The organism is Sphingomonas sp., assembly GCF_035910975.1.
Lineage (GTDB): Bacteria > Pseudomonadota > Alphaproteobacteria > Sphingomonadales > Sphingomonadaceae > Sphingomonas.
This window is the reverse complement of sequence record NZ_JAMHWM010000029.1, coordinates 1-17259: the sequence shown is the minus strand read 5'-3', so window position 1 is coordinate 17259 and position 17259 is coordinate 1. Positions and strand designations below refer to the sequence as shown.

The 17259-nt window shown below is 66.8% G+C and carries 22 protein-coding genes; 11 read left to right on the top strand and 11 right to left on the bottom strand.

All coding sequences use genetic code 11. The features are described 5' to 3' along the window. Window positions 1-11 precede the first annotated feature (11 nt). From accB to VYI76_RS06350, 5 genes are read left to right on the top strand one after another with little or no spacing between them, the layout of a single operon-like run. Window positions 12-497 (top strand): acetyl-CoA carboxylase biotin carboxyl carrier protein, encoded by a 486-nt coding sequence (gene accB, locus VYI76_RS06370; RefSeq protein ID WP_326523942.1) that lies wholly within the window; start codon window positions 12-14, stop codon window positions 495-497. Continuing rightward, the gene (gene accC, locus VYI76_RS06365) at window positions 497-1852 is read left to right on the top strand and encodes an acetyl-CoA carboxylase biotin carboxylase subunit (protein WP_326523941.1); all 1356 of its coding nucleotides are present in this window, start codon (window positions 497-499) and stop codon (window positions 1850-1852) included. Before accB ends, accC begins: the two co-directional genes overlap by 1 nt. Continuing rightward, a complete protein-coding gene (locus VYI76_RS06360; RefSeq protein WP_326523940.1) occupies window positions 1849-2145 on the top strand; it encodes a putative quinol monooxygenase in 297 nt (98 codons plus the stop codon). Before accC ends, VYI76_RS06360 begins: the two co-directional genes overlap by 4 nt. Then, window positions 2142-2462, top strand: coding sequence for an arsenate reductase family protein (locus VYI76_RS06355; RefSeq protein ID WP_326523939.1), 321 nt, complete (start codon window positions 2142-2144; stop codon window positions 2460-2462). Before VYI76_RS06360 ends, VYI76_RS06355 begins: the two co-directional genes overlap by 4 nt. Beyond that, entirely contained in the window at window positions 2459-3913 is a 1455-nt protein-coding gene (locus VYI76_RS06350) for a phospholipase D-like domain-containing protein (protein ID WP_326523938.1), read from the top strand. Before VYI76_RS06355 ends, VYI76_RS06350 begins: the two co-directional genes overlap by 4 nt. Here the strand turns inward: VYI76_RS06350 and VYI76_RS06345 are convergent. Beyond that, on the bottom strand, window positions 3900-4262 hold the full coding sequence (locus VYI76_RS06345; RefSeq protein ID WP_326523937.1) for a PAS domain-containing protein: 363 nt from the start codon (window positions 4260-4262) through the stop codon (window positions 3900-3902). The genes VYI76_RS06350 and VYI76_RS06345 overlap by 14 nt on opposite strands. 82 nt (window positions 4263-4344) lie before the next feature. Here VYI76_RS06345 and purL point away from each other — a divergent pair, with 82 nt between their 5' ends. From purL to bfr, 5 genes are all read left to right on the top strand, one after another. After that, complete coding sequence (purL, locus tag VYI76_RS06340; RefSeq protein ID WP_326523936.1) at window positions 4345-6579, top strand: phosphoribosylformylglycinamidine synthase subunit PurL; 2235 nt, start codon at window positions 4345-4347, stop codon at window positions 6577-6579. Continuing rightward, entirely contained in the window at window positions 6576-6983 is a 408-nt protein-coding gene (locus VYI76_RS06335) for a DUF3052 family protein (protein ID WP_326523935.1), read from the top strand. Before purL ends, VYI76_RS06335 begins: the two co-directional genes overlap by 4 nt. A 172-nt stretch (window positions 6984-7155) precedes the next feature. Continuing rightward, a complete protein-coding gene (locus VYI76_RS06330; RefSeq protein WP_326523934.1) occupies window positions 7156-8418 on the top strand; it encodes a DUF418 domain-containing protein in 1263 nt (420 codons plus the stop codon). A 104-nt stretch (window positions 8419-8522) separates the two neighbouring features. Continuing rightward, window positions 8523-8693, top strand: a complete 171-nt coding sequence (locus VYI76_RS06325) for a (2Fe-2S)-binding protein (RefSeq protein ID WP_326523933.1) — start codon at window positions 8523-8525, stop codon at window positions 8691-8693. Between the two features lie 104 nt (window positions 8694-8797). Beyond that, window positions 8798-9277, top strand: a complete 480-nt coding sequence (bfr, locus tag VYI76_RS06320) for a bacterioferritin (protein WP_326523932.1) — start codon at window positions 8798-8800, stop codon at window positions 9275-9277. A gap of 163 nt (window positions 9278-9440) precedes the next feature. Here the strand turns inward: bfr and VYI76_RS06315 are convergent, their stop codons facing one another. The 10 genes from VYI76_RS06315 to VYI76_RS06270 all read right to left on the bottom strand — a co-directional run bounded on the left by VYI76_RS06315 (window position 9441) and on the right by VYI76_RS06270 (window position 16773). After that, complete coding sequence (locus VYI76_RS06315; RefSeq protein ID WP_326523931.1) at window positions 9441-9866, bottom strand: Hpt domain-containing protein; 426 nt, start codon at window positions 9864-9866, stop codon at window positions 9441-9443. A gap of 48 nt (window positions 9867-9914) precedes the next feature. After that, window positions 9915-10148, bottom strand: a complete 234-nt coding sequence (locus tag VYI76_RS06310) for a sulfurtransferase TusA family protein (protein ID WP_326523930.1) — start codon at window positions 10146-10148, stop codon at window positions 9915-9917. Further along, window positions 10145-11521: a ribosome biogenesis GTPase Der gene (der, locus tag VYI76_RS06305; protein WP_326523929.1), complete on the bottom strand. Its 1377-nt coding sequence runs from the start codon at window positions 11519-11521 to the stop codon at window positions 10145-10147. The genes VYI76_RS06310 and der overlap by 4 nt, the downstream gene beginning before the upstream one ends. A 54-nt stretch (window positions 11522-11575) precedes the next feature. After that, entirely contained in the window at window positions 11576-12904 is a 1329-nt protein-coding gene (locus VYI76_RS06300; RefSeq protein ID WP_326523928.1) for a PQQ-like beta-propeller repeat protein, read from the bottom strand. Beyond that, the gene (locus VYI76_RS06295) at window positions 12901-13608 is read right to left on the bottom strand and encodes a tetratricopeptide repeat protein (RefSeq protein ID WP_326523927.1); all 708 of its coding nucleotides are present in this window, start codon (window positions 13606-13608) and stop codon (window positions 12901-12903) included. The genes VYI76_RS06300 and VYI76_RS06295 overlap by 4 nt, the downstream gene beginning before the upstream one ends. Before the next feature lie 77 nt (window positions 13609-13685). Next, complete coding sequence (panB, locus tag VYI76_RS06290; protein ID WP_326523926.1) at window positions 13686-14546, bottom strand: 3-methyl-2-oxobutanoate hydroxymethyltransferase; 861 nt, start codon at window positions 14544-14546, stop codon at window positions 13686-13688. Between the two features lie 33 nt (window positions 14547-14579). Continuing rightward, on the bottom strand, window positions 14580-15020 hold the full coding sequence (locus VYI76_RS06285; RefSeq protein ID WP_326523925.1) for a hypothetical protein: 441 nt from the start codon (window positions 15018-15020) through the stop codon (window positions 14580-14582). A 69-nt stretch (window positions 15021-15089) separates the two neighbouring features. Next, complete coding sequence (locus tag VYI76_RS06280) at window positions 15090-15437, bottom strand: ArsC family reductase (protein WP_326523924.1); 348 nt, start codon at window positions 15435-15437, stop codon at window positions 15090-15092. Then, on the bottom strand, window positions 15434-15856 hold the full coding sequence (locus VYI76_RS06275) for a GNAT family acetyltransferase (RefSeq protein ID WP_326523923.1): 423 nt from the start codon (window positions 15854-15856) through the stop codon (window positions 15434-15436). The genes VYI76_RS06280 and VYI76_RS06275 overlap by 4 nt, the downstream gene beginning before the upstream one ends. After that, window positions 15853-16773 carry a hypothetical protein gene (locus VYI76_RS06270; RefSeq protein ID WP_326523922.1) on the bottom strand — a complete coding sequence of 307 codons (921 nt, stop codon included), beginning with the start codon at window positions 16771-16773 and terminating at the stop codon, window positions 15853-15855. Before VYI76_RS06270 ends, VYI76_RS06275 begins: the two co-directional genes overlap by 4 nt. Before the next feature lie 344 nt (window positions 16774-17117). Between VYI76_RS06270 and VYI76_RS06265 the strand changes: the two genes are divergently transcribed. Next, window positions 17118-17259, top strand: a 142-nt coding sequence (locus tag VYI76_RS06265) for a transposase (protein ID WP_326523881.1), incomplete at its 3' end; no start/stop codon positions are given.

Sequence of the window (17259 nt, the reverse complement as noted above, 5' to 3'; positions counted from 1 at the left end):
CCGAGGGGCAGATGAGCGAAAAAGACAACAAGAACGGCGGGATGCACGTCGATATCGAGCTGGTCCGCCAGTTGGCGCAGGTGCTCGACGAGACGCAACTGACCGAGATCGAGGTCGAGGACGGCGACCGCAAGGTGCGCGTCGCGCGCCAGGCGACCGCGGCTCCGGCGCCGGTCGCCTATGCTCCGCCGCCGGTCGCGACAGCTGCGCCGATCGCCGCACCCGCCGCCGGCCCCGCCGATGCGGGTGCAACCGCTGCGACCGCCAACGCCGTCAAGTCGCCGATGGTCGGCACCGCCTATCTGGCCGCCAATCCCGAGGCGAAGAATTTCGTGAGCATCGGCCAGTCCGTCGCGGCCGGCGACACGCTGCTGATCGTCGAGGCGATGAAGGTGATGAACCCGATCACTGCCCCATCGGCCGGCACCGTCAAGGCGATCCTGGTGGAGAACGGCCAGCCCGTCGAATTCGACCAGCCGCTCGTCGTCGTCGAATAATGCGGAAGATCAGCAAACTCCTGATCGCCAACCGCGGCGAGATCGCGCTGCGCATCCACCGCGCATGCCACGAAATGGGGATCAAGACGGTCGCGGTGCATTCGACCGCCGATGCCGACGCGATGCACGTCCGGCTGGCGGACGAAGCGGTGTGCATCGGCCCGCCCGCCGCGTCGGACAGCTATCTCAACATCCCCAACATCATCTCGGCCGCCGAAATCTCCGGTGCCGACGCGATCCATCCCGGATACGGCTTCCTGAGCGAGAACGCGCGCTTCGCCGAGATCGTCGAGAGCCACGGCCTGATCTTCGTCGGCCCCAAGCCCGAACATATCCGCACGATGGGCGACAAGGTGGAGGCGAAGCGTACCGCCGGCGCGCTCGGCCTGCCGCTGGTCCCGGGATCGGACGGCGCGGTAAGCGATCCGGCGGAGGCAGCCCGGCTCGCGGAGACGATCGGCTACCCGGTCATCATCAAGGCGGCGTCGGGCGGCGGCGGGCGCGGAATGAAGGTGTGCACGAGCCCGGACCAGCTCGAAACCCTGATGGCGCAGGCGGGCAGCGAGGCGAAGGCCGCCTTCGGCGACGCGACCGTCTATATCGAGAAATACCTCGGCAACCCGCGCCACATCGAAATCCAGGTGTTCGGCGACGGCAACGGCAATGCGATCCATCTGGGCGAGCGTGACTGCTCGCTCCAGCGCCGCCACCAGAAGGTACTGGAGGAAGCCCCCTCCCCCGTCCTGTCCGCCGAAGAACGCACACGGATCGGCGGGGTATGCGCCAGGGCGATGGCCGACATGGCCTATCGCGGTGCCGGTACGATCGAATTCCTGTGGGAAGACGGCGAGTTCTACTTCATCGAGATGAATACTCGCCTGCAGGTCGAGCATCCGGTGACCGAGGCGATCACCGGGCTAGATCTCGTCCGCGAACAGATCCGCATCGCCGAGGGCGAGCCGCTGACGCTGCGTCAGGAGGACGTCGTGTTCCGCGGCCACGCGATCGAATGCCGCATCAACGCCGAGCATCCGCGCACCTTCGCGCCGTCGCCGGGTCTGGTGAAGGGCTATCACGCGCCGGGCGGCATGCATGTGCGCGTCGATAGCGGCCTGTACGCCGGCTATCGCATCCCGCCCTATTACGACAGCATGATCGCCAAGCTGATCGTCTATGGCACCACCCGCGCCGGAGCGCTGCGCCGGCTGCGCCGCGCGCTGGAGGAATTCGTCATCGACGGCGTGACGACGACGATCCCGCTCCACCAGGCGCTGCTCGACGACCCCGAGTTTCAGGAGGGGGCCTACACGATCAAGTGGCTGGAGGAATGGCTGGCTAAGCAGGACGCCGAATGATCCTGGTGACCGGTTCCGTCCGCGCCCGGCCCGACAGCCTGGACGAGGTGCTGCGCCTGTCGCAGGAGCATGTCGCGCGGTCACGGATGGAGCCGGGCTGCATCAGCCACGCCGTGCACGTTGATTGCGAGGACCCGCTACGGCTGGTCTTCGTCGAGTGCTGGACCGACATGGCGGCGCTTCGGGCGCATTTCGTCGTCCCCGAATCCCGCGCGTTCGGCAAGGCGCTGGCGACGCTCGCGGCCAGCCCGCCCGATCTGCAACTCTATGAGGCGAGCGAGGTAGCCCCGTGAAGGCGACGATCTGGCACAATCCGCGCTGTTCCAAATCGCGGGAGACGCTGGCGATCCTGGAGAAGGCTGGCGTCGACGTGACGGTGGTCGAGTATCTCAAGGCCCCGCCGTCACGCGAAGAACTCGCCCGGCTCTATGCGCGTGCCGGCATCGCCCCGCGCGACGGGCTGCGCAAGGATGCGCCCAAGGTCGCCGATGACGATGCCGCGCTGGACCTGATGGCCGCCGATCCGGCGACGATCGAGCGCCCGCTGGTCGAAACCGACAAGGGCGTCCGCCTGGGCCGCCCGCCCGAGCGCGTCCGCGAGATTTTGTGAACGCATCACCCGTCCTGGTCCCCGGCGAGACATGCTGGCGGATCGAGCGGGCGACACGCGCCACCGTGATCGTCGATGCCGACGATTATTTCCGCGCCGCCCGCGCCGCGATGCTGTCGGCCAAGCACCAGATCCTGCTGATCGGCTGGGATTTCGACGCGCGCATCCGGCTATGCGGCGACGAGCCGCCCGCCGACGACGGCCCGGAAGCTGTCGGCGATTTCATCAGCTGGCTGGTCGAACGCACGCCCGACCTGAACGTCCACCTGCTGCGCTGGGACGTCGGCGCGTTGAAGTCGCTGTTTCGCGGCCGAACGCTGTTCACGATGCTCGACTGGGTGCGCGATCCGCGCATCCACGCGAAGCTCGACGGCCATCACCCGACCGGCGGATCGCATCACCAGAAGGTGGTGGTGATCGACGATTGCATCGCCTTTTGCGGCGGCATCGACATGACCGCCGGACGCTGGGACACGCGCGCCCACCACGACGACGATCGGCTGCGCGTGCTGCCGGGCGGCGAACCCTATGGCCCGTGGCACGACGCGACCACCGCCTTGCAGGGCCCGATCGCGCGCGTGCTGGGGGATATGGCGCGCGACAAATGGGCGCACGCGGGCGGCGCCCCTCTCGCTCCGCCGCCACCGGTGGAGGGCTGCTGGCCCGACGGGCTCCCGGTCGATTTCAGCAACGTGGGCGTCGCCGTCGCGCGCACGCTGCCCAAAATGCCCGACGAAGACCCGGTGTACGAGATCGAGGCGCTGTATCTCGCCGCCATCGCTTCGGCGAAGCGGTACATTTATGCCGAGAGCCAGTATTTCGCGTCGCGCAAGATCGCGTCGGCGATCGCGAAGCGGCTAGACGAGCCGGACGGGCCGGAAATCGTCGTGGTCAACCCCGAGACGGCCGAAGGCTGGCTGGAGCCGCTGGCGATGGACACCGCCCGTGCGCGGCTGGTCGAGGCGATCCGACGGCGCGACCGGCATCGCCGCTTCCGCCTCTACACCCCCTACACCGCTGCCGGTCAGGCGATCTACGTACACGCCAAGGTTCTGGTGGTGGACGACCGGATCCTGCGGGTCGGCTCGTCGAACCTCAACAATCGATCGATGCGGCTCGACAGCGAATGCGATGTCGCGATCGAGGCGGGCGACGACGCCACCACCGCCTGCATCGCCCGCATCCGCGACGGCCTGATCGCCGAGCATCTGGATGTCGGCGTCGACGAGATCGAAGCACGGCTGGCGGATACCGGATCGCTGATCGCGACGATCGAAGGCTTGCGCGGGCCGCGCCGCACACTGCGCGACTATCTGGTGCCCGATCTGTCGGCGGTCGAGGCGTGGATCGCGGACAACGAAGTACTCGATCCCGAAGAACCCGAGGATCTGTTCGAGGGCCTGACCGGCGGCGCGGTCAAGGTGCTGGTCGACAAGATCACAGGGCGCTGAGCCGCTCCGTCATCTCGGACGTGATATCCTGTTTGGTGCCGTAGAGGTGGGTGACGCGGCCGTTCGTCACCTGCGTGTCGGCGGATATGCGCATCCAGCGTGCGTCGCCGTCCGGCCGGATGATCCGCGCCTCGAAGGTGAAGGCCCCGGCGCTGGCGATCGCCTTGCGCCGCCGCGGCTCCAGCAGGCCGCGCGATTCGGGATCGTACATGGCGACCGTCGCGCCGCGATCGGGCCGCCGCGCACGATCGAGCCCGAACAGCGCGTAGACGCCGTCGCTCCACAGCAGGGATTCGTCCGACAGGTCGCATTGCCACGTCGCCGGCAGATAGGGGAGATGGGGGTTCATTCCACCTGGCTAGCGCGCCACGGTTAACAGGCGATGGTTCGTGAGGTGACGAAGGCGCGCGTCCTGTCTAAAGGGCGCGGACATGAGCGGAATCACTCCAGAGATCGTCGCCGAACACGGCCTGTCCCCCGAGGAATATGAGCGTGTCCTGCACGCCATGGGGCGCGAGCCGAACCTCACCGAACTCGGCATCTTCTCGGTGATGTGGTCCGAGCATTGCAGCTACAAGTCCAGCCGCATCCACCTCAAGAAGCTGCCGACCACCGGCCCGCAGGTGATCTGCGGCCCCGGAGAGAACGCCGGCATCGTCGACATCGGCCCGGATGAACAAGGGCGGGGCCAGTGCGCCGTGTTCAAGATGGAGAGCCACAACCACCCGTCGTACATCGAGCCCTATCAGGGCGCGGCAACCGGCGTCGGCGGCATCCTGCGCGACGTTTTCACCATGGGTGCGCGGCCCGTCGCCAACATGAACGCACTGCGGTTCGGATCGCCCGACCATCCGAAGATGCGGCATCTCATCTCGGGTGTCGTCCACGGCATCGGCGGATATGGCAACTGCGTCGGCGTGCCGACGGTCGGCGGCGAGACGAATTTCCATCCCACCTATAACGGCAACATCCTGGTCAACGCGATGACGGTCGGCGTCGCCCAGACCGACAGGATATTCTATTCGGCGGCGTCGGGCATCGGCAATCCGATCGTCTATGTCGGCTCAAAGACCGGGCGCGACGGTATCCACGGCGCGACGATGGCATCGGCAGATTTCGGCGAGGACGCCGACGCCAAGCGGCCCACCGTGCAGGTCGGTGACCCCTTCACCGAAAAATTGCTGATCGAGGCATGTCTGGAACTGATGGCGTCCGACGCGATCGTCGCCATCCAGGACATGGGCGCGGCAGGCCTCACCTCGTCCAGCGTCGAGATGGCGTCCAAGGGCGGCGTCGGCATCGAGCTGGTGATGGACGATGTCCCCCAGCGCGAAACCGGCATGACGCCATACGAGATGATGCTCAGCGAGTCGCAGGAGCGCATGCTGATGGTGCTGAAGCCCGGTCGCGAGGCCTTTGCAGAGGCGATCTTCCGCAAGTGGGAACTCGATTTCGCCGTAATCGGCCGCGTCACCGATACCGGTCGCATGGTCCTCAAGTGGCAGGGCGAGACGGTTGCCGACATCCCGCTCGGTCCACTCGCCGACGAAGCACCGGCCTATGACCGCCCCTGGGTGCCGACACCGCCGCGGCCGGCGATCGTCGATGCGCCGGAAAGCGACGATCTGGCGGCCGACCTGCTGACGCTGATGGCCTCGCCCGATCTCGCCAGCCGCCGCTGGATCTGGGAACAATATGACCACATGGTCGGCGGCGACACCGTCCAGCGTCCCGGCGGCGACGCGGCGGTGGTGCGGGTCCACGGCACGCGCAAAGGGCTGGCGATCGCGACCGACTGCACCCCGCGCTATTGCTTCGCCGATCCGGTCGAGGGCGGGAAACAGGCGATCGCCGAGACGTGGCGCAACCTGACGGCGGTCGGCGCGACGCCGCTCGGCGCGACCGACTGCATGAATTTCGCCAACCCCCAGCGGCCCGAGATCATGGGCCAGTTCGTCGGCTGTATCGAGGGGATGGCCGAGGCATGCCGCGCGCTGGACTTCCCGATCGTCAGCGGCAACGTCAGCCTCTACAACGAAAGCAAGGCGACCGGTGGCGGCTCCGCTATCCTGCCCACGCCCGCGATCGGCGGCGTCGGCCTGCTCGCCGACTGGTCGAAATCGGCGACGATCGGGTTCAAGGGCACGGGCGACGTGATCGTCCTGATCGGCCGCCCGCGCGGCGACCTCGGCCAGTCGCTGTGGCTGCGCGAGGTGAAGGGCCGCGAGGACGGACCCCCGCCACGCGTCGATCTCGCCGCCGAGCGCCGCACCGGCGATTTCGTCCGCACCTGGATCGGCAAGGAGGCGCTGACCGCCGTCCACGACGTGTCCGACGGCGGGCTGGCGGTGGCTATCGCTGAAATGGCGCTGGCCGGCGGGATCGGCGCGATGATCGCGATGCCGACCCCGGCCGGGGTCGCGGCGACCTATTTCGCCGAGGATCAGGGGCTGTACGTCGCGACCGTCGATGACGCGCACCTCAACGACTTCCTCCACGCCTCGACCGCCGCCGGTGTCGAGGTCGAGCGGATCGGGCGGACGATCGCCGGGCGACTGGTATTCGAAACGCGCGACAGTGATTTCTGCGTGAAGCTCGACGATCTGCGCACCGCTCACGAGCGCTTCTTTCCCGAATTGATGGGGTCGGCGACGGTCGCGGCGTGAGCACGGGCTATTCGGGAACACCGCTGGCGAGAAAGCTGGGTCTGAAACCCGGTATGCGCGCGTGGTTCGATGCGATGCCGGATTCCGTGTACGATGAGATCCATTCAGTCGAGCCGAACATCGCGATCGATCCGGATAATCTGGATGGGCTCGACGCCGTTCATGTCTTTGTGATCGCGCGGTCCGACCTTGAACGAAGCCTGGCCATGTGGCGCAAGCAGATCGTCAGCGACGGCTTCATCTGGGTGTCGTGGCCCAAAAAGGCGTCGAAAGTGCCGACGGACATCACCGAGGACACGATCCGCGAGGTCGCACTGCCGATCGGGCTGGTCGACGTGAAAGTGTGCGCGGTCGACGCGGTGTGGTCGGGCCTCAAGCTGGTGATCCGCAAGGAATTGCGCTGATCCTGGCGACCGTCATCCCCGCGAGGCGGGCAACCATTCCGGCTGGCCTTCCGACGCCGCCCTCTCGTTTAACGACTATCGATTGCCGTCTTCGCGGGGAATGACGGTCGAGAGATTGGCGCTTGCGATCCGGCGGTTTACAGTCAGGCTACACGCCAATCCTGGGGGACATATGGCGACCACGAACACTGCCGGCGCCGGCGACCGATTCCTGACGCTCGACGCCATCCGCGGCGTCGCGGTGATGGGCATATTGCTGATGAACATCGTCGGCTTCGGGCTGATCGGGCCGGCGTACATGAACCCGCTGGCGCAGGGCGGCGCGGCGGGGCTCGACCTTGCCGTCTACCTGTTCAACTTCGTGATGTTCGACGGCAAGATGCGCGGGCTGTTCAGCTTCCTGTTCGGCGCCTCCACGCTGCTGGTGATCGACCGGGCGACCGCGAAGGGCGAGAGCGCCGCGCTGGTCCACTACAGCCGGATGGTGTGGCTGCTGGTGTTCGGCCTGATCCACTTGTGGTTCATCTGGTGGGGCGACATCCTCAACCACTATGCGCTGGTCGGCATGATCGCCTTCTTTTTCCGCAACACGAAAGTGAAGACGCTGGTCGTGGTCGGCTGCATCCTCGTCGCGCTGCAGACGCTGCTGATGGCCGGGCTCGCGGGCTCGGTCCATGCGCTCGAAAACGGCCTGGGCGACATGCCCGCCGCCGAGCGTGCGAAGCAGCTCGCGGAGTTCAGCAAGGGCTTCGGCATCCCTCCCGCCGCGTGGATCGCCGAGCAGATGGCGAACCATCACGCCGGCTATTGGACGATGGTCACCGCCGAGTTCGAGCATACGCGCTACAGCGTGTTCTTCAACGCGATGTACTTCACGATGGAAACGCTCGGCTATTTCCTGTTGGGCATGGCGGCGTTCCGGTCGGGCATGCTGACCGGCGCATGGAGCCGCGCCCGCTATGTCAAATGGCTGGCTATCGGGTTCGGCATCGGCATTCCCGTCTATGGCGCTATCGCCTGGTACATGCTGTCGGCCGACTTCAGCATGTCCGCCGTCGTCGTGGGGGTGATGGCCCTGTCCACGCCGGTGCGGCCGCTGATGATTCTCGGCTGGGCGGCGCTGATCGTACTGCTGATACGCCCCGGCGGCATGCTGACCGCGCGGATCGCGGCGGCCGGGCGAATGGCGTTCACCAATTACCTGATGACCAGCATCCTGATGACCACGCTGTTTTCCGGCTATGGCTTCGGCCTTTACGGCGAATTATCGCGCGCCGAGCTGTATCTGGCGGTGTTCGGCATGTGGGCGCTGATGCTGCTGTGGTCGAAGCCGTGGTTGGAGCGTTTCCGCTTCGGCCCGTTCGAATGGCTGTGGCGGACGCTTGCGCGCGGATCGGTCCAGTCGATTCGCGGCGGCGCGCTGGCACCGGCCTGACCGCCACGATCGGCCCACCGCATTTATTGCGACTAAGACGCAATTGGTATTGCGAATTCCTCGCAGTATCGCTAGTCAGGCGATATTGGAGCGAGGGTGTCTCGATGGTCGTATGCGTTTGCAATGCCATCCGCGAGCGTGAGGTGCGCGAAGCCGCGCGCGCCGGTGCGATGAGCGCGTGTCAGGCCTATGCCGCCTGCGGCAAGCAGGCGAAATGCGGCCAGTGCGTTCCGTTCGCGCGATCGATTATCGATTCAGAGCGCGCTGCTGCGTAGCATTCGCACAACCTGAAAACCGCAGAAATCCGCCATTTTCCAGCTGTTCGCATCGCCGGCGAACGGCTATCATCGCGTCTGAAATTCCATCAAGGACGTGACACATGAAGGGCGACCCCAAGGTCATCGAGTTCCTCAATGAGGCACTCAAGAACGAGCTGACCGCGATCAATCAATATTGGCTGCACTACCGGCTGTTCGACCATTGGGGCGTCTACAAGCTCGCCAAGTTCGAGCGCGAGGAATCGATCGACGAGATGAAGCACGCCGACCAGCTGGCGGAGCGCGTCCTGTTCCTCGACGGGCTGCCCAATTTCCAGCTGCTCGGCCGCCTGCGTATCGGCGAGACCGTCGAGGAGGCTCTGAAGGGCGATCTGGAGCTGGAGGTGGAGGCATGCGCGCAGTTGCGCGACGCGATCGAGCATTGCGAGAGCGTCCGCGATTACGTCAGCCGCGACCTGTTCCGCGCGATCCTCGAGAGCGAAGAGGAGCATGTCGATACGCTCGAACGCCAGTTCGAGATGATCGAGCGCATGGGCATGGAGAACTACATCCAGCTCAACGCGAAGGCCGAGCACGACTGAAGTCGGCGCGCGGCAGGCTGCCGCGCGACTCGCATGACCTCCGGCCGCGCGCGAGCCGTGTCGGTTTGAAGCCTGCTAAGGCGGGGTCAATTTCAAACGCCCCGCCGTCAGACGGGATCGGCTGCGCCGGTCCCGCTGCCCGCCGGGGCGAGTCCGCGATTTGCTAACGCAAATCGCCGGCCGCCCGCTTCCCGAAGGCCGGACGGCGCTCCATCAGCGGGCTCGTCTCGCGTTCGAGCAGGGTGAGCGTTTCCTGGAACAGCGCCCGCAGACCGACGACATGTTCAAGCGCCTGTTCGGGTCCGTCGCGATTCTCGACGCAGTCACGCGCGATCAGCTCGATCGCTTCGGCGGCGGCGGACAGTTGCTCGGCGCCGAACTGCGCGGATTCGCCCTTCAAGGTATGGGCGGGGATCACAAGGGCTGCCGCGTCGCCGGCACGCATCGCCGCCTCGATCGCCGCCACGGATTTCTCGCCATCCTCACGGAAATAACCGAGAATCCGCACGAAATTCGCGCCCAGCTCGATCCGGGCAGCCGCCAGCATGTTCCAGTCGATCAACGATCCACCCGATGTAGCGACCGCCATATGTCCCACTCCGCGCGGGGCCGACCATCGGCTCGCGTCGGACCGCACCTAGCGCACGGCGGTAAACAGCGGGTTGACAGCATTCGTCGCGGCGACGCGAAATCGGTCCTGGCCAAGCTGCTCGACGACCAGGCCATGCGCGGTCGCCACCGCCGCCAGCTCGCCGGGCGCGACGGGGTCATCGGCCAGCACCTCGACCGTCCCCGCCCCCTCGCGCAGCGCCCGCGCCAGCCGCAGCGCCGGCCACGGACAGCGCAGGCCCCGCGCGTCTATATGGATCACGTCGCGTCGCGATCGCGGTCGAACGGGTTCTTCGGTGCGCGCATCGTCAGCCGCACCGGCACCGCGCCAAAATCAAATTCACGGCGCAAGCCGTTGACGAGGTAGCGGCGATAGCTTTCCGGCAACTGATCCACCCGCGTTCCGAACAGCACGAAGCTGGGCGGACGGGTCTTCACCTGGGTGACATAGCGCGGCTTGATCCGCTTGCCGCCGGGAGCGGGTGGCGGATTAGCCTCTATCGCGCGTTCGAACCAGCGATTGAGCTGGCCGGTCGATACACGCCGCGACCAGGCCTCGCGGGTCTCGAACGCGGCTTTGAGGAGCACGTCGATGCCCTTGCCCGTCGCCCCCGACACGGTGAGCAGCGGCACGCCGCGCACCTGCGCCAGCCCCTCGTCGAGAGCACCCTTCACGCCGTTGAACAGTGACGAGGCATTTTCCGCCACGTCCCATTTGTTCAGCGCGATCACCAGCGCGCGCCCTTCCTGCAGCGCCCGGTCGGCGATCTTGAGGTCCTGCACCTCCAGCCCGCGAGTCGCATCGAGCAGCAGCACGACCACCTCGGCGAAATCGATCGCACGCAGCGCGTCCATCACCGACAGCTTTTCCAGCTTTTCCTCGACCCGCGCCTTCTTGCGCATGCCGGCGGTGTCGATCAGCCGCACCGCGCGCTCGCGGCCCTCGCCGTCGGTCCAGGTCCAATCGATCGCGATCGAATCGCGGGTGATCCCGGCTTCCGGCCCGGTGATAAGCCGGTCCTGGCCCAGGATACGGTTGATGAGCGTCGACTTGCCGGCGTTCGGCCGGCCGACGATCGCCAGCTTCAGCGGCGCATCCTCGGATTCGTCGTCAGCTTCCTCGATCTCCTCGTCGTCGCGTTCGACGTGGGGCCGCAGCGCCTCGAACAGCTCGACGATGCCTTCGCCATGTTCGGCGGACAGCTGCACCGGGTCGCCGAAACCCAGCGCCATGGCCTCGATCACCCCGGTATCGCCGGCCCGGCCCTCGGCCTTGTTGGCGACCAGCACCACCGGCGTGGCGGACCCGCGCAGCCACCGCGCAATCTCCTCGTCGAGCGGCACCAGCCCCGCGCGCGCATCGACCATGAAGAGCGCGACGTCGGCATCCTCTACCGCGGCCTCGGTCTGCACGCGCATCCGGCCCGGCAGGGTGGCGACGTCCTTGTCCTCGAAACCCGCGGTATCGACGATCCGGAATTCCATGCCGAGCAACGTCGCGTCGCCCTCGCGCCGGTCGCGCGTCACGCCAGGCTGGTCGTCGACCAGCGCCAGCCGCTTGCCGACGAGCCGGTTGAACAGCGTCGATTTACCGACATTGGGACGGCCGATAATGGCAACGGTGGGACGGGACATGGCCGTCCCCCTACCGCGCCCCGCAGCAAATGTCGCGCCCCATCGCCGACGGCATCACCGATAGGCGGTCAGCGTGCCCTCGTCGCTCAGCAAATAGAGCGTGCCGTTGGCGACGACCGGCGACAGCCCGAACGCACCCTTCGCGCCCATCGTCGTCTGCACCTGACCGTCGGTCGGCGAGGCCGCGACGATCTCGCCCAGCGAATTCGCCAGCCACAGCCGGTCGCCGGCCAGCACCGGGCCGACCCACGACACCGGATCCTTCTGGGTCTTCTGCTTTTCCACGCGGAACCTGCGCAACTGGCTGATCCAGCGGATCTTGCCGCTGGCCCGCGCCAGGCAGATCAGGCGCGCATCGTCGGTCACGACGAAGATCCACTCGCCCGCCACCCACGGCGTAGAGATTCCGGCCAGATTCTGTTCCCACAGTCGCTGGCCGGTCAGCACGTCGAGCGCGATCATGCGCCCGCCCTGGCCGATCGCATAGGCACGGCCCTGGTCGATCACCGGCTCGGCATCGATATCCGACAGCGCCGACACGCTGGTCGACATCATCGAGCGAGACAGTGCGTCGGCCCACAGGGTGCGGCCGTTCTCGTAACGATAGGCGTTGAGTTCGCCCGACGAGAAGCCGGCAACCAGCGTGCCCTGCCCCGCGGCCGGCGCGGCGACACCGAACACGCCCTGCGATTCGAGGCTGGCGGAGACGGTCCACGCCACCTTGCCGTCGGTCTGGTCGAGCGCAAACAACTGGTTGTCCTGGCTCAGCACATACAGCTGGCCGTTCGCGAGCGTCGGCGCCCCGCGCAGCGGCCCGCCCGGCTTGGCGCGCCACAGCTCGTTGCCACTCGCCGCGTCGAGCGCGACGACGTCGCCCAGCCCGTTGGTGGCGAAGGCCTTGCCCCCCTCCACGCTCACGCCGCCGCCGAAGCGGGCGGGATTGTTGCCGTCGGCGGCCACGGTGGAGCGCGTCCACAAAGCGGCGCCGGTGCCGGCGTCATAGGCGCGGACGGTGCCGGTCGTGTCGCTGACGAACAGCTTGCCATCGGAGACGACCGGGGCCGCCGCAAGCCGCGCGCGCTTGTCGCCGCCCGGGATGCTCGCGCTCCACGCCCGCGCGGGGCTCGCCGCCAGCGCGACATGGCCCATCGACTTCGACGCATTGCCGCCCGGCTGGGCCCATTCCGCATTGGTCGCGGCGGGCGGCAGAACCACCTCGATCCCCGCGATCGTCGCGTCGACCGCGATCGAATTCTCGGTCATCAGGATCGGTACGCGCTCGCCGAGAACCGGCGTCTTGCGGTCGCCGCCCTTGAAGATGCCGCAGCCGCCGAGCGTCGCGGCGATCGCGATCATGGCCGTGGTGGTAACGAACTTCCTCATCCCGCAGTCTTTTCCTTGGATTCAGTCTGGTCGACGGCATCGACGCCAAGAACACCCGCCATCTGAACGGCGCGTTGACGGATCGACGACGGCACGGTTTCATCACGCGCGAGCTCACCGAACAGGCGCCCGGCGAGATCCTTGCGCCCCATCCGCAGATGCGCGACGGCGGTCATCTCGCCGGCAGATCCGAACCATGGCTGGCCCTTCACCGCCAGCGGGCGCAGACGGTCGATCACCGCCTGCGGCTGGAGCGTGTCATATTCGGCGGTCGTCTGACGCACCAGCGCGAGATCGCGCAACGGCTGTGCGGCGGAACTATCGTTTGCGACTTCCGCGAACAACGCGGCGGCGCCCTTCAGGTCGTCCTTCTGGAGCGCGATATCGGCCTGGGTGTATTTGGACAGGGCGCGGTATCCGGGCGTACCCGACTTCGCGAGATCGGCGAGGATCGGCGCCGACTTCTCGGGCTGGTTCGCCGACAGCGCCTCGATCGCCTGGTTGAACCGTTCGCCCTGCTCCCCGGCGCGGCCTTCGCGGTGCGAGCCCCACCACAGCCACCCGGCCAAGCCCAGCAGGCCCAGCACGATCGCGGCGATCAGCAACTTGCCCCAGCGTTTCCAGAACGCCACCGCCTCGTCGCGACGCAGTTCCTCATCGACCTCGCGCAGAAAGGCTTCGTTGGATTGCGGGGTCAGCGCCAAGACGGGTCACTCCAAGGGAACGGCGGCATTCCTTAGCCGCGCGACGGACGAAACGGAAGCGGTTCGGGATCCGGCAATCAGGCCTTCGGGCGATAGACCTGCTCGGGTCCGGGAAAGCTGCGCGACCGCACTTCCCCGGCATAGGCGGCGACCGCGGCGGAAATACGGCCGGCCATGTCCTCATAGGTCTTCACGAAGCGCGGGGTGCGTTCGAACAGGCCGAGCATGTCCTCGGTCACCAGCACCTGGCCGTCGCATTCGGCCGACGCGCCGATGCCGATCACCGGACAGCCGACGCCGGCGACTATTTCCTTCGCCAGCGGCTCGATCACTCCTTCGGCGACGATCGCGAAAGCGCCCGCCTCAGCCACCGCCTTCGCATCCGACAGGATCTTGGCGTGCTCGGCATCGCTGCGGCCGCGTGCGCCATAGCCGCCGAGCGCGTTGACCGCCTGCGGCGTCAGCCCGACGTGCCCGCACACCGGAATGCCGCGGCGACTGAGGAAAGCGACGGTCTCCGCCATCGCCTCGCCGCCCTCCAGCTTGACGCCGGCCGCGCCCGTTTCGGCCATGATCCGCGAGGCGCTGGCGAAGGCCTGTTCGGGCGACCCTTCGTAGCTGCCGAAAGGCATATCGACGATGACGACCGCGTGATAGCTGCCGCGCACCACCGCCGCGCCGTGCGCGCACATCATGTCGAGCGTGACGGGAAGGGTCGACGGCAGGCCGTAGATCACCTGTCCCAGGCTGTCTCCAACCAGCAGCATGTCGCACTGCGCATCAAGCAGTTGCGCCATTCGGGCGGTATAGGCCGTCAGCATCACGATCGGTTCACCGCCCTTGCGGGCCTGGATCGCCGGCACGGTCAGCCGCTTCATCGGCGCCGGGGTCGGGGTCGCGCGGCTAGTCGCCGTATCGATCGTGAAGGTGGTGGACATGCCCGGCGCTCTACGCCTCGCGAAGCGGACGGTCTAGCCGATCCAGCCGCGCCGCGATGCCATGCCGGCAAACCAGATCTGGAACACGGCGACGCAGGCAATGAAGATCGGGAAGGGCAGCACGACGCCCGCCCCCTTCGCCGCGACGATGTCGCTGGTGGCGAACAGCCAGCCGAACTGGATGAGCACCGCGATCAGGGAGATGAGGTACAGCGTCCGGGCGGCACCCGATCGCAGCAGCAACGCCACGCTGCCGAGGAATCCCGCGCCCACCGCGACGGCGTAGATCCAGTTGTACCAGGCGGGTAGCGACGCATAGAGCGCGCGGTCATAATCGCTCGCCGGCCCCATCGCCTCCGCCCCCAGACGAAACTGCTGAAAACAGGCATAGCATCCCATCGCGCCCCAAAGCAGCAGGACGATAGCCACCACCCAGAACCAAGTCCGCGGCGCCTGACGGATCGAACCGATCATGCTGGAAAACCCTCCCTCGCTTACAGCGAGGAAGCTATCGCGAATCGCGCAACCGCACCAGCGCCGAACTCAAGCGAAGACCGCCTCATAACGTTCGGGCTTGAACCCGACCGTGACACCCCCCGGATGCTCGACCACGGGTCGCTTGATGAGCGATGGATGCGCGGCCATCAGCGCCAGCGCCTTCTCGCGATCGATATCCGCGCGGTCGCCCTCGTCGAGCTTGCGAAATGTCGTCCCGGCGCGGTTGAGCAGCACCTCCCACCCCAACGCATCGGCCCAGGCAGCGAGCCGGGCCGGGTCAGCGCCTTCGGTCTTGTAGTTATGGAAGCTGTACGCGACGCCCCGGCCGTCGAGCCACTGCCGCGCCTTCTTGACCGTGTCGCAATTGGGAATGCCGTAGAGGTGGATCGTCATGTGCCCGTCCCGTCGATGAATCGTCCCCAGGTCGCCACCGCCTGCCGTTCGAAGCCGAGCGCGGCATAGAAGGCGGCGGCATCCTGATTGTCGTCGCGAACCATCAGCTGGATCTTCGGCGCGCCTTGCTCCACCAGCCAAGCCTCCGCCGCCGCCATCAGCATCCGGCCGAAGCCGCCGCGCCGCCGGTCCGGCGCGACCGCGAGATAATAGACCCAGCCGCGATGCCCGTCATATCCGACCATCACGGCGCCGGCGATGGCATCGCTCTCGCGCACGATCAGCACGGCGGAGGTGGTACCTTCGATCGCCCGGCGGAAATCGCTCTCCGGATCGTTCCACGGTCGCGTCAGCCCGCACGCGCGCCACAGCGCAATCGTAGCGGCACAATCCGCTGCGGTCGCCGGGCCGGGCGTCATGCGGCGGCGCTCCGCGCATGCTCGACCAGCCGCGCCGCCTCGCGCGCGAACACGTCGAACCCCCAGTCCCGCCGGGCATGGAATATGGCCGCATGCCTGGCGAGTGCGCCGCACGCCGCGAAATGATCGCCCGCGAGCCCCAGTTGGCGGACGTAGCCGGGGCGATAGCTGTTCGCCATCACCACCTCCATCGCCGCCGCGCCGCGCAGCCGTTCGATGCGGGCCCCATCGGCGGCCTCGACCCGTCCCAGCAGATACAGCCTCGCCAGCGGAACCGGCGCCGCGACCACCGCACGCGGAAGGGTGACGTGATATTTGTCCATCCCCTCGATCGCGCGGTCGAGCGTGGCGATGTCATGGCCCATCCGATCGGCGGCGTCCCGCCACAGCTTGAGGCGCGGCAAGCCAGGCCAGGCCCTGGGTTTCCCCTCCGCGTCGAACGACACCGCGCAGACGTCATCGCACAGCACGGCATGACCGGCGGCCGAGAAATGCGCCGCCAGCGTGGACTTGCCGGCCCCCGACGGCCCGCAGAAGGCGTGCGCGCGCCCGTCGATCACCACTGCATTGGCGTGCAGCGGCAGCAGGCCGCGCTGATAGGCGAGTACCCCGAGCGCCGATCCGAGCAGGAACAGCCGCACGTTGCACGCGCTCGCGCCCGGCAACGGGTCGACGATGATCTCGCGGCCTCCGGTCATGCGATAGCGCCCGACCCTTGCCACCCGCAGCGTCACGCTGTCTCCCTCGCGGTGGAGGCCCCAGCCACTATCATCGCCTTCGGCCGGATCGGCGACCGGGCCGCAGCGGATCGTCACGACCGGCCGGTCATCGCCCTCTGCCGCCGGCGTCAGTTCCCCCAGCGCAATCTCGGAGGCGAAACGGAAGTCGAAGCAGGAATAGAGCGTCGGCGCGCTCATCGCGGCGGCGCCTTCCGGCGCCGAACGACCGGGCCGAAATCATGCCCCGCATGATTTCGGGTCCCGATCATTCCCACTCGATTGTTTTTTCGCATGTAGCAGTTTGATTTTCCAACAGAAATTCTCGCACAGACGAAGATAAGCCGCCCTCGAGGCCGTCAAATTTCTACGCTATTGATTTTGCACGAAAAATTTGGCTGGCAGAATTTTGCATGTCTTCGATCACTATCGGGGCGATTTAAATTTGCAGCCGGAACAATGTACATTTTTATCTCATCCAAGCAGTGACCTGCTCCCCAGAATTCATGCCATTGGTAAGTTAGCTCGTCAGATGGAGACGAGCGATGCGGCGAAGCCGATTTACCGAGGATCAGATCATTGGGGTGCTGCGGGAGCATGAGGCTGGCGTGAAGACGCCGGACCTTTGCCGAAAGCACGGGATCAGCGATGCGACCTTCTACAACTGGAAGTCGAAGTACGGCGGGC

Excerpts from the sequence above, each read along its gene's own strand:
- accB (WP_326523942.1), top strand. The coding sequence starts at position 12 with ATGAGCGAAAAAGACAACAAGAACGGCGGGATGCACGTCGATATCGAG.
- accC (WP_326523941.1), top strand. The coding sequence starts at position 497 with ATGCGGAAGATCAGCAAACTCCTGATCGCCAACCGCGGCGAGATCGCG.
- VYI76_RS06360 (WP_326523940.1), top strand. The coding sequence starts at position 1,849 with ATGATCCTGGTGACCGGTTCCGTCCGCGCCCGGCCCGACAGCCTGGAC.
- VYI76_RS06345 (WP_326523937.1), bottom strand. The coding sequence starts at position 4,262 with ATGAACCCCCATCTCCCCTATCTGCCGGCGACGTGGCAATGCGACCTG.
- purL (WP_326523936.1), top strand. The coding sequence starts at position 4,345 with ATGAGCGGAATCACTCCAGAGATCGTCGCCGAACACGGCCTGTCCCCC.
- VYI76_RS06330 (WP_326523934.1), top strand. The coding sequence starts at position 7,156 with ATGGCGACCACGAACACTGCCGGCGCCGGCGACCGATTCCTGACGCTC.
- VYI76_RS06325 (WP_326523933.1), top strand. The coding sequence starts at position 8,523 with ATGGTCGTATGCGTTTGCAATGCCATCCGCGAGCGTGAGGTGCGCGAA.
- bfr (WP_326523932.1), top strand. The coding sequence starts at position 8,798 with ATGAAGGGCGACCCCAAGGTCATCGAGTTCCTCAATGAGGCACTCAAG.
- VYI76_RS06315 (WP_326523931.1), bottom strand. The coding sequence starts at position 9,866 with ATGGCGGTCGCTACATCGGGTGGATCGTTGATCGACTGGAACATGCTG.
- der (WP_326523929.1), bottom strand. The coding sequence starts at position 11,521 with ATGTCCCGTCCCACCGTTGCCATTATCGGCCGTCCCAATGTCGGTAAA.
- VYI76_RS06300 (WP_326523928.1), bottom strand. The coding sequence starts at position 12,904 with ATGAGGAAGTTCGTTACCACCACGGCCATGATCGCGATCGCCGCGACG.
- panB (WP_326523926.1), bottom strand. The coding sequence starts at position 14,546 with ATGTCCACCACCTTCACGATCGATACGGCGACTAGCCGCGCGACCCCG.
- VYI76_RS06285 (WP_326523925.1), bottom strand. The coding sequence starts at position 15,020 with ATGATCGGTTCGATCCGTCAGGCGCCGCGGACTTGGTTCTGGGTGGTG.
- VYI76_RS06280 (WP_326523924.1), bottom strand. The coding sequence starts at position 15,437 with ATGACGATCCACCTCTACGGCATTCCCAATTGCGACACGGTCAAGAAG.
- VYI76_RS06275 (WP_326523923.1), bottom strand. The coding sequence starts at position 15,856 with ATGACGCCCGGCCCGGCGACCGCAGCGGATTGTGCCGCTACGATTGCG.
- VYI76_RS06270 (WP_326523922.1), bottom strand. The coding sequence starts at position 16,773 with ATGAGCGCGCCGACGCTCTATTCCTGCTTCGACTTCCGTTTCGCCTCC.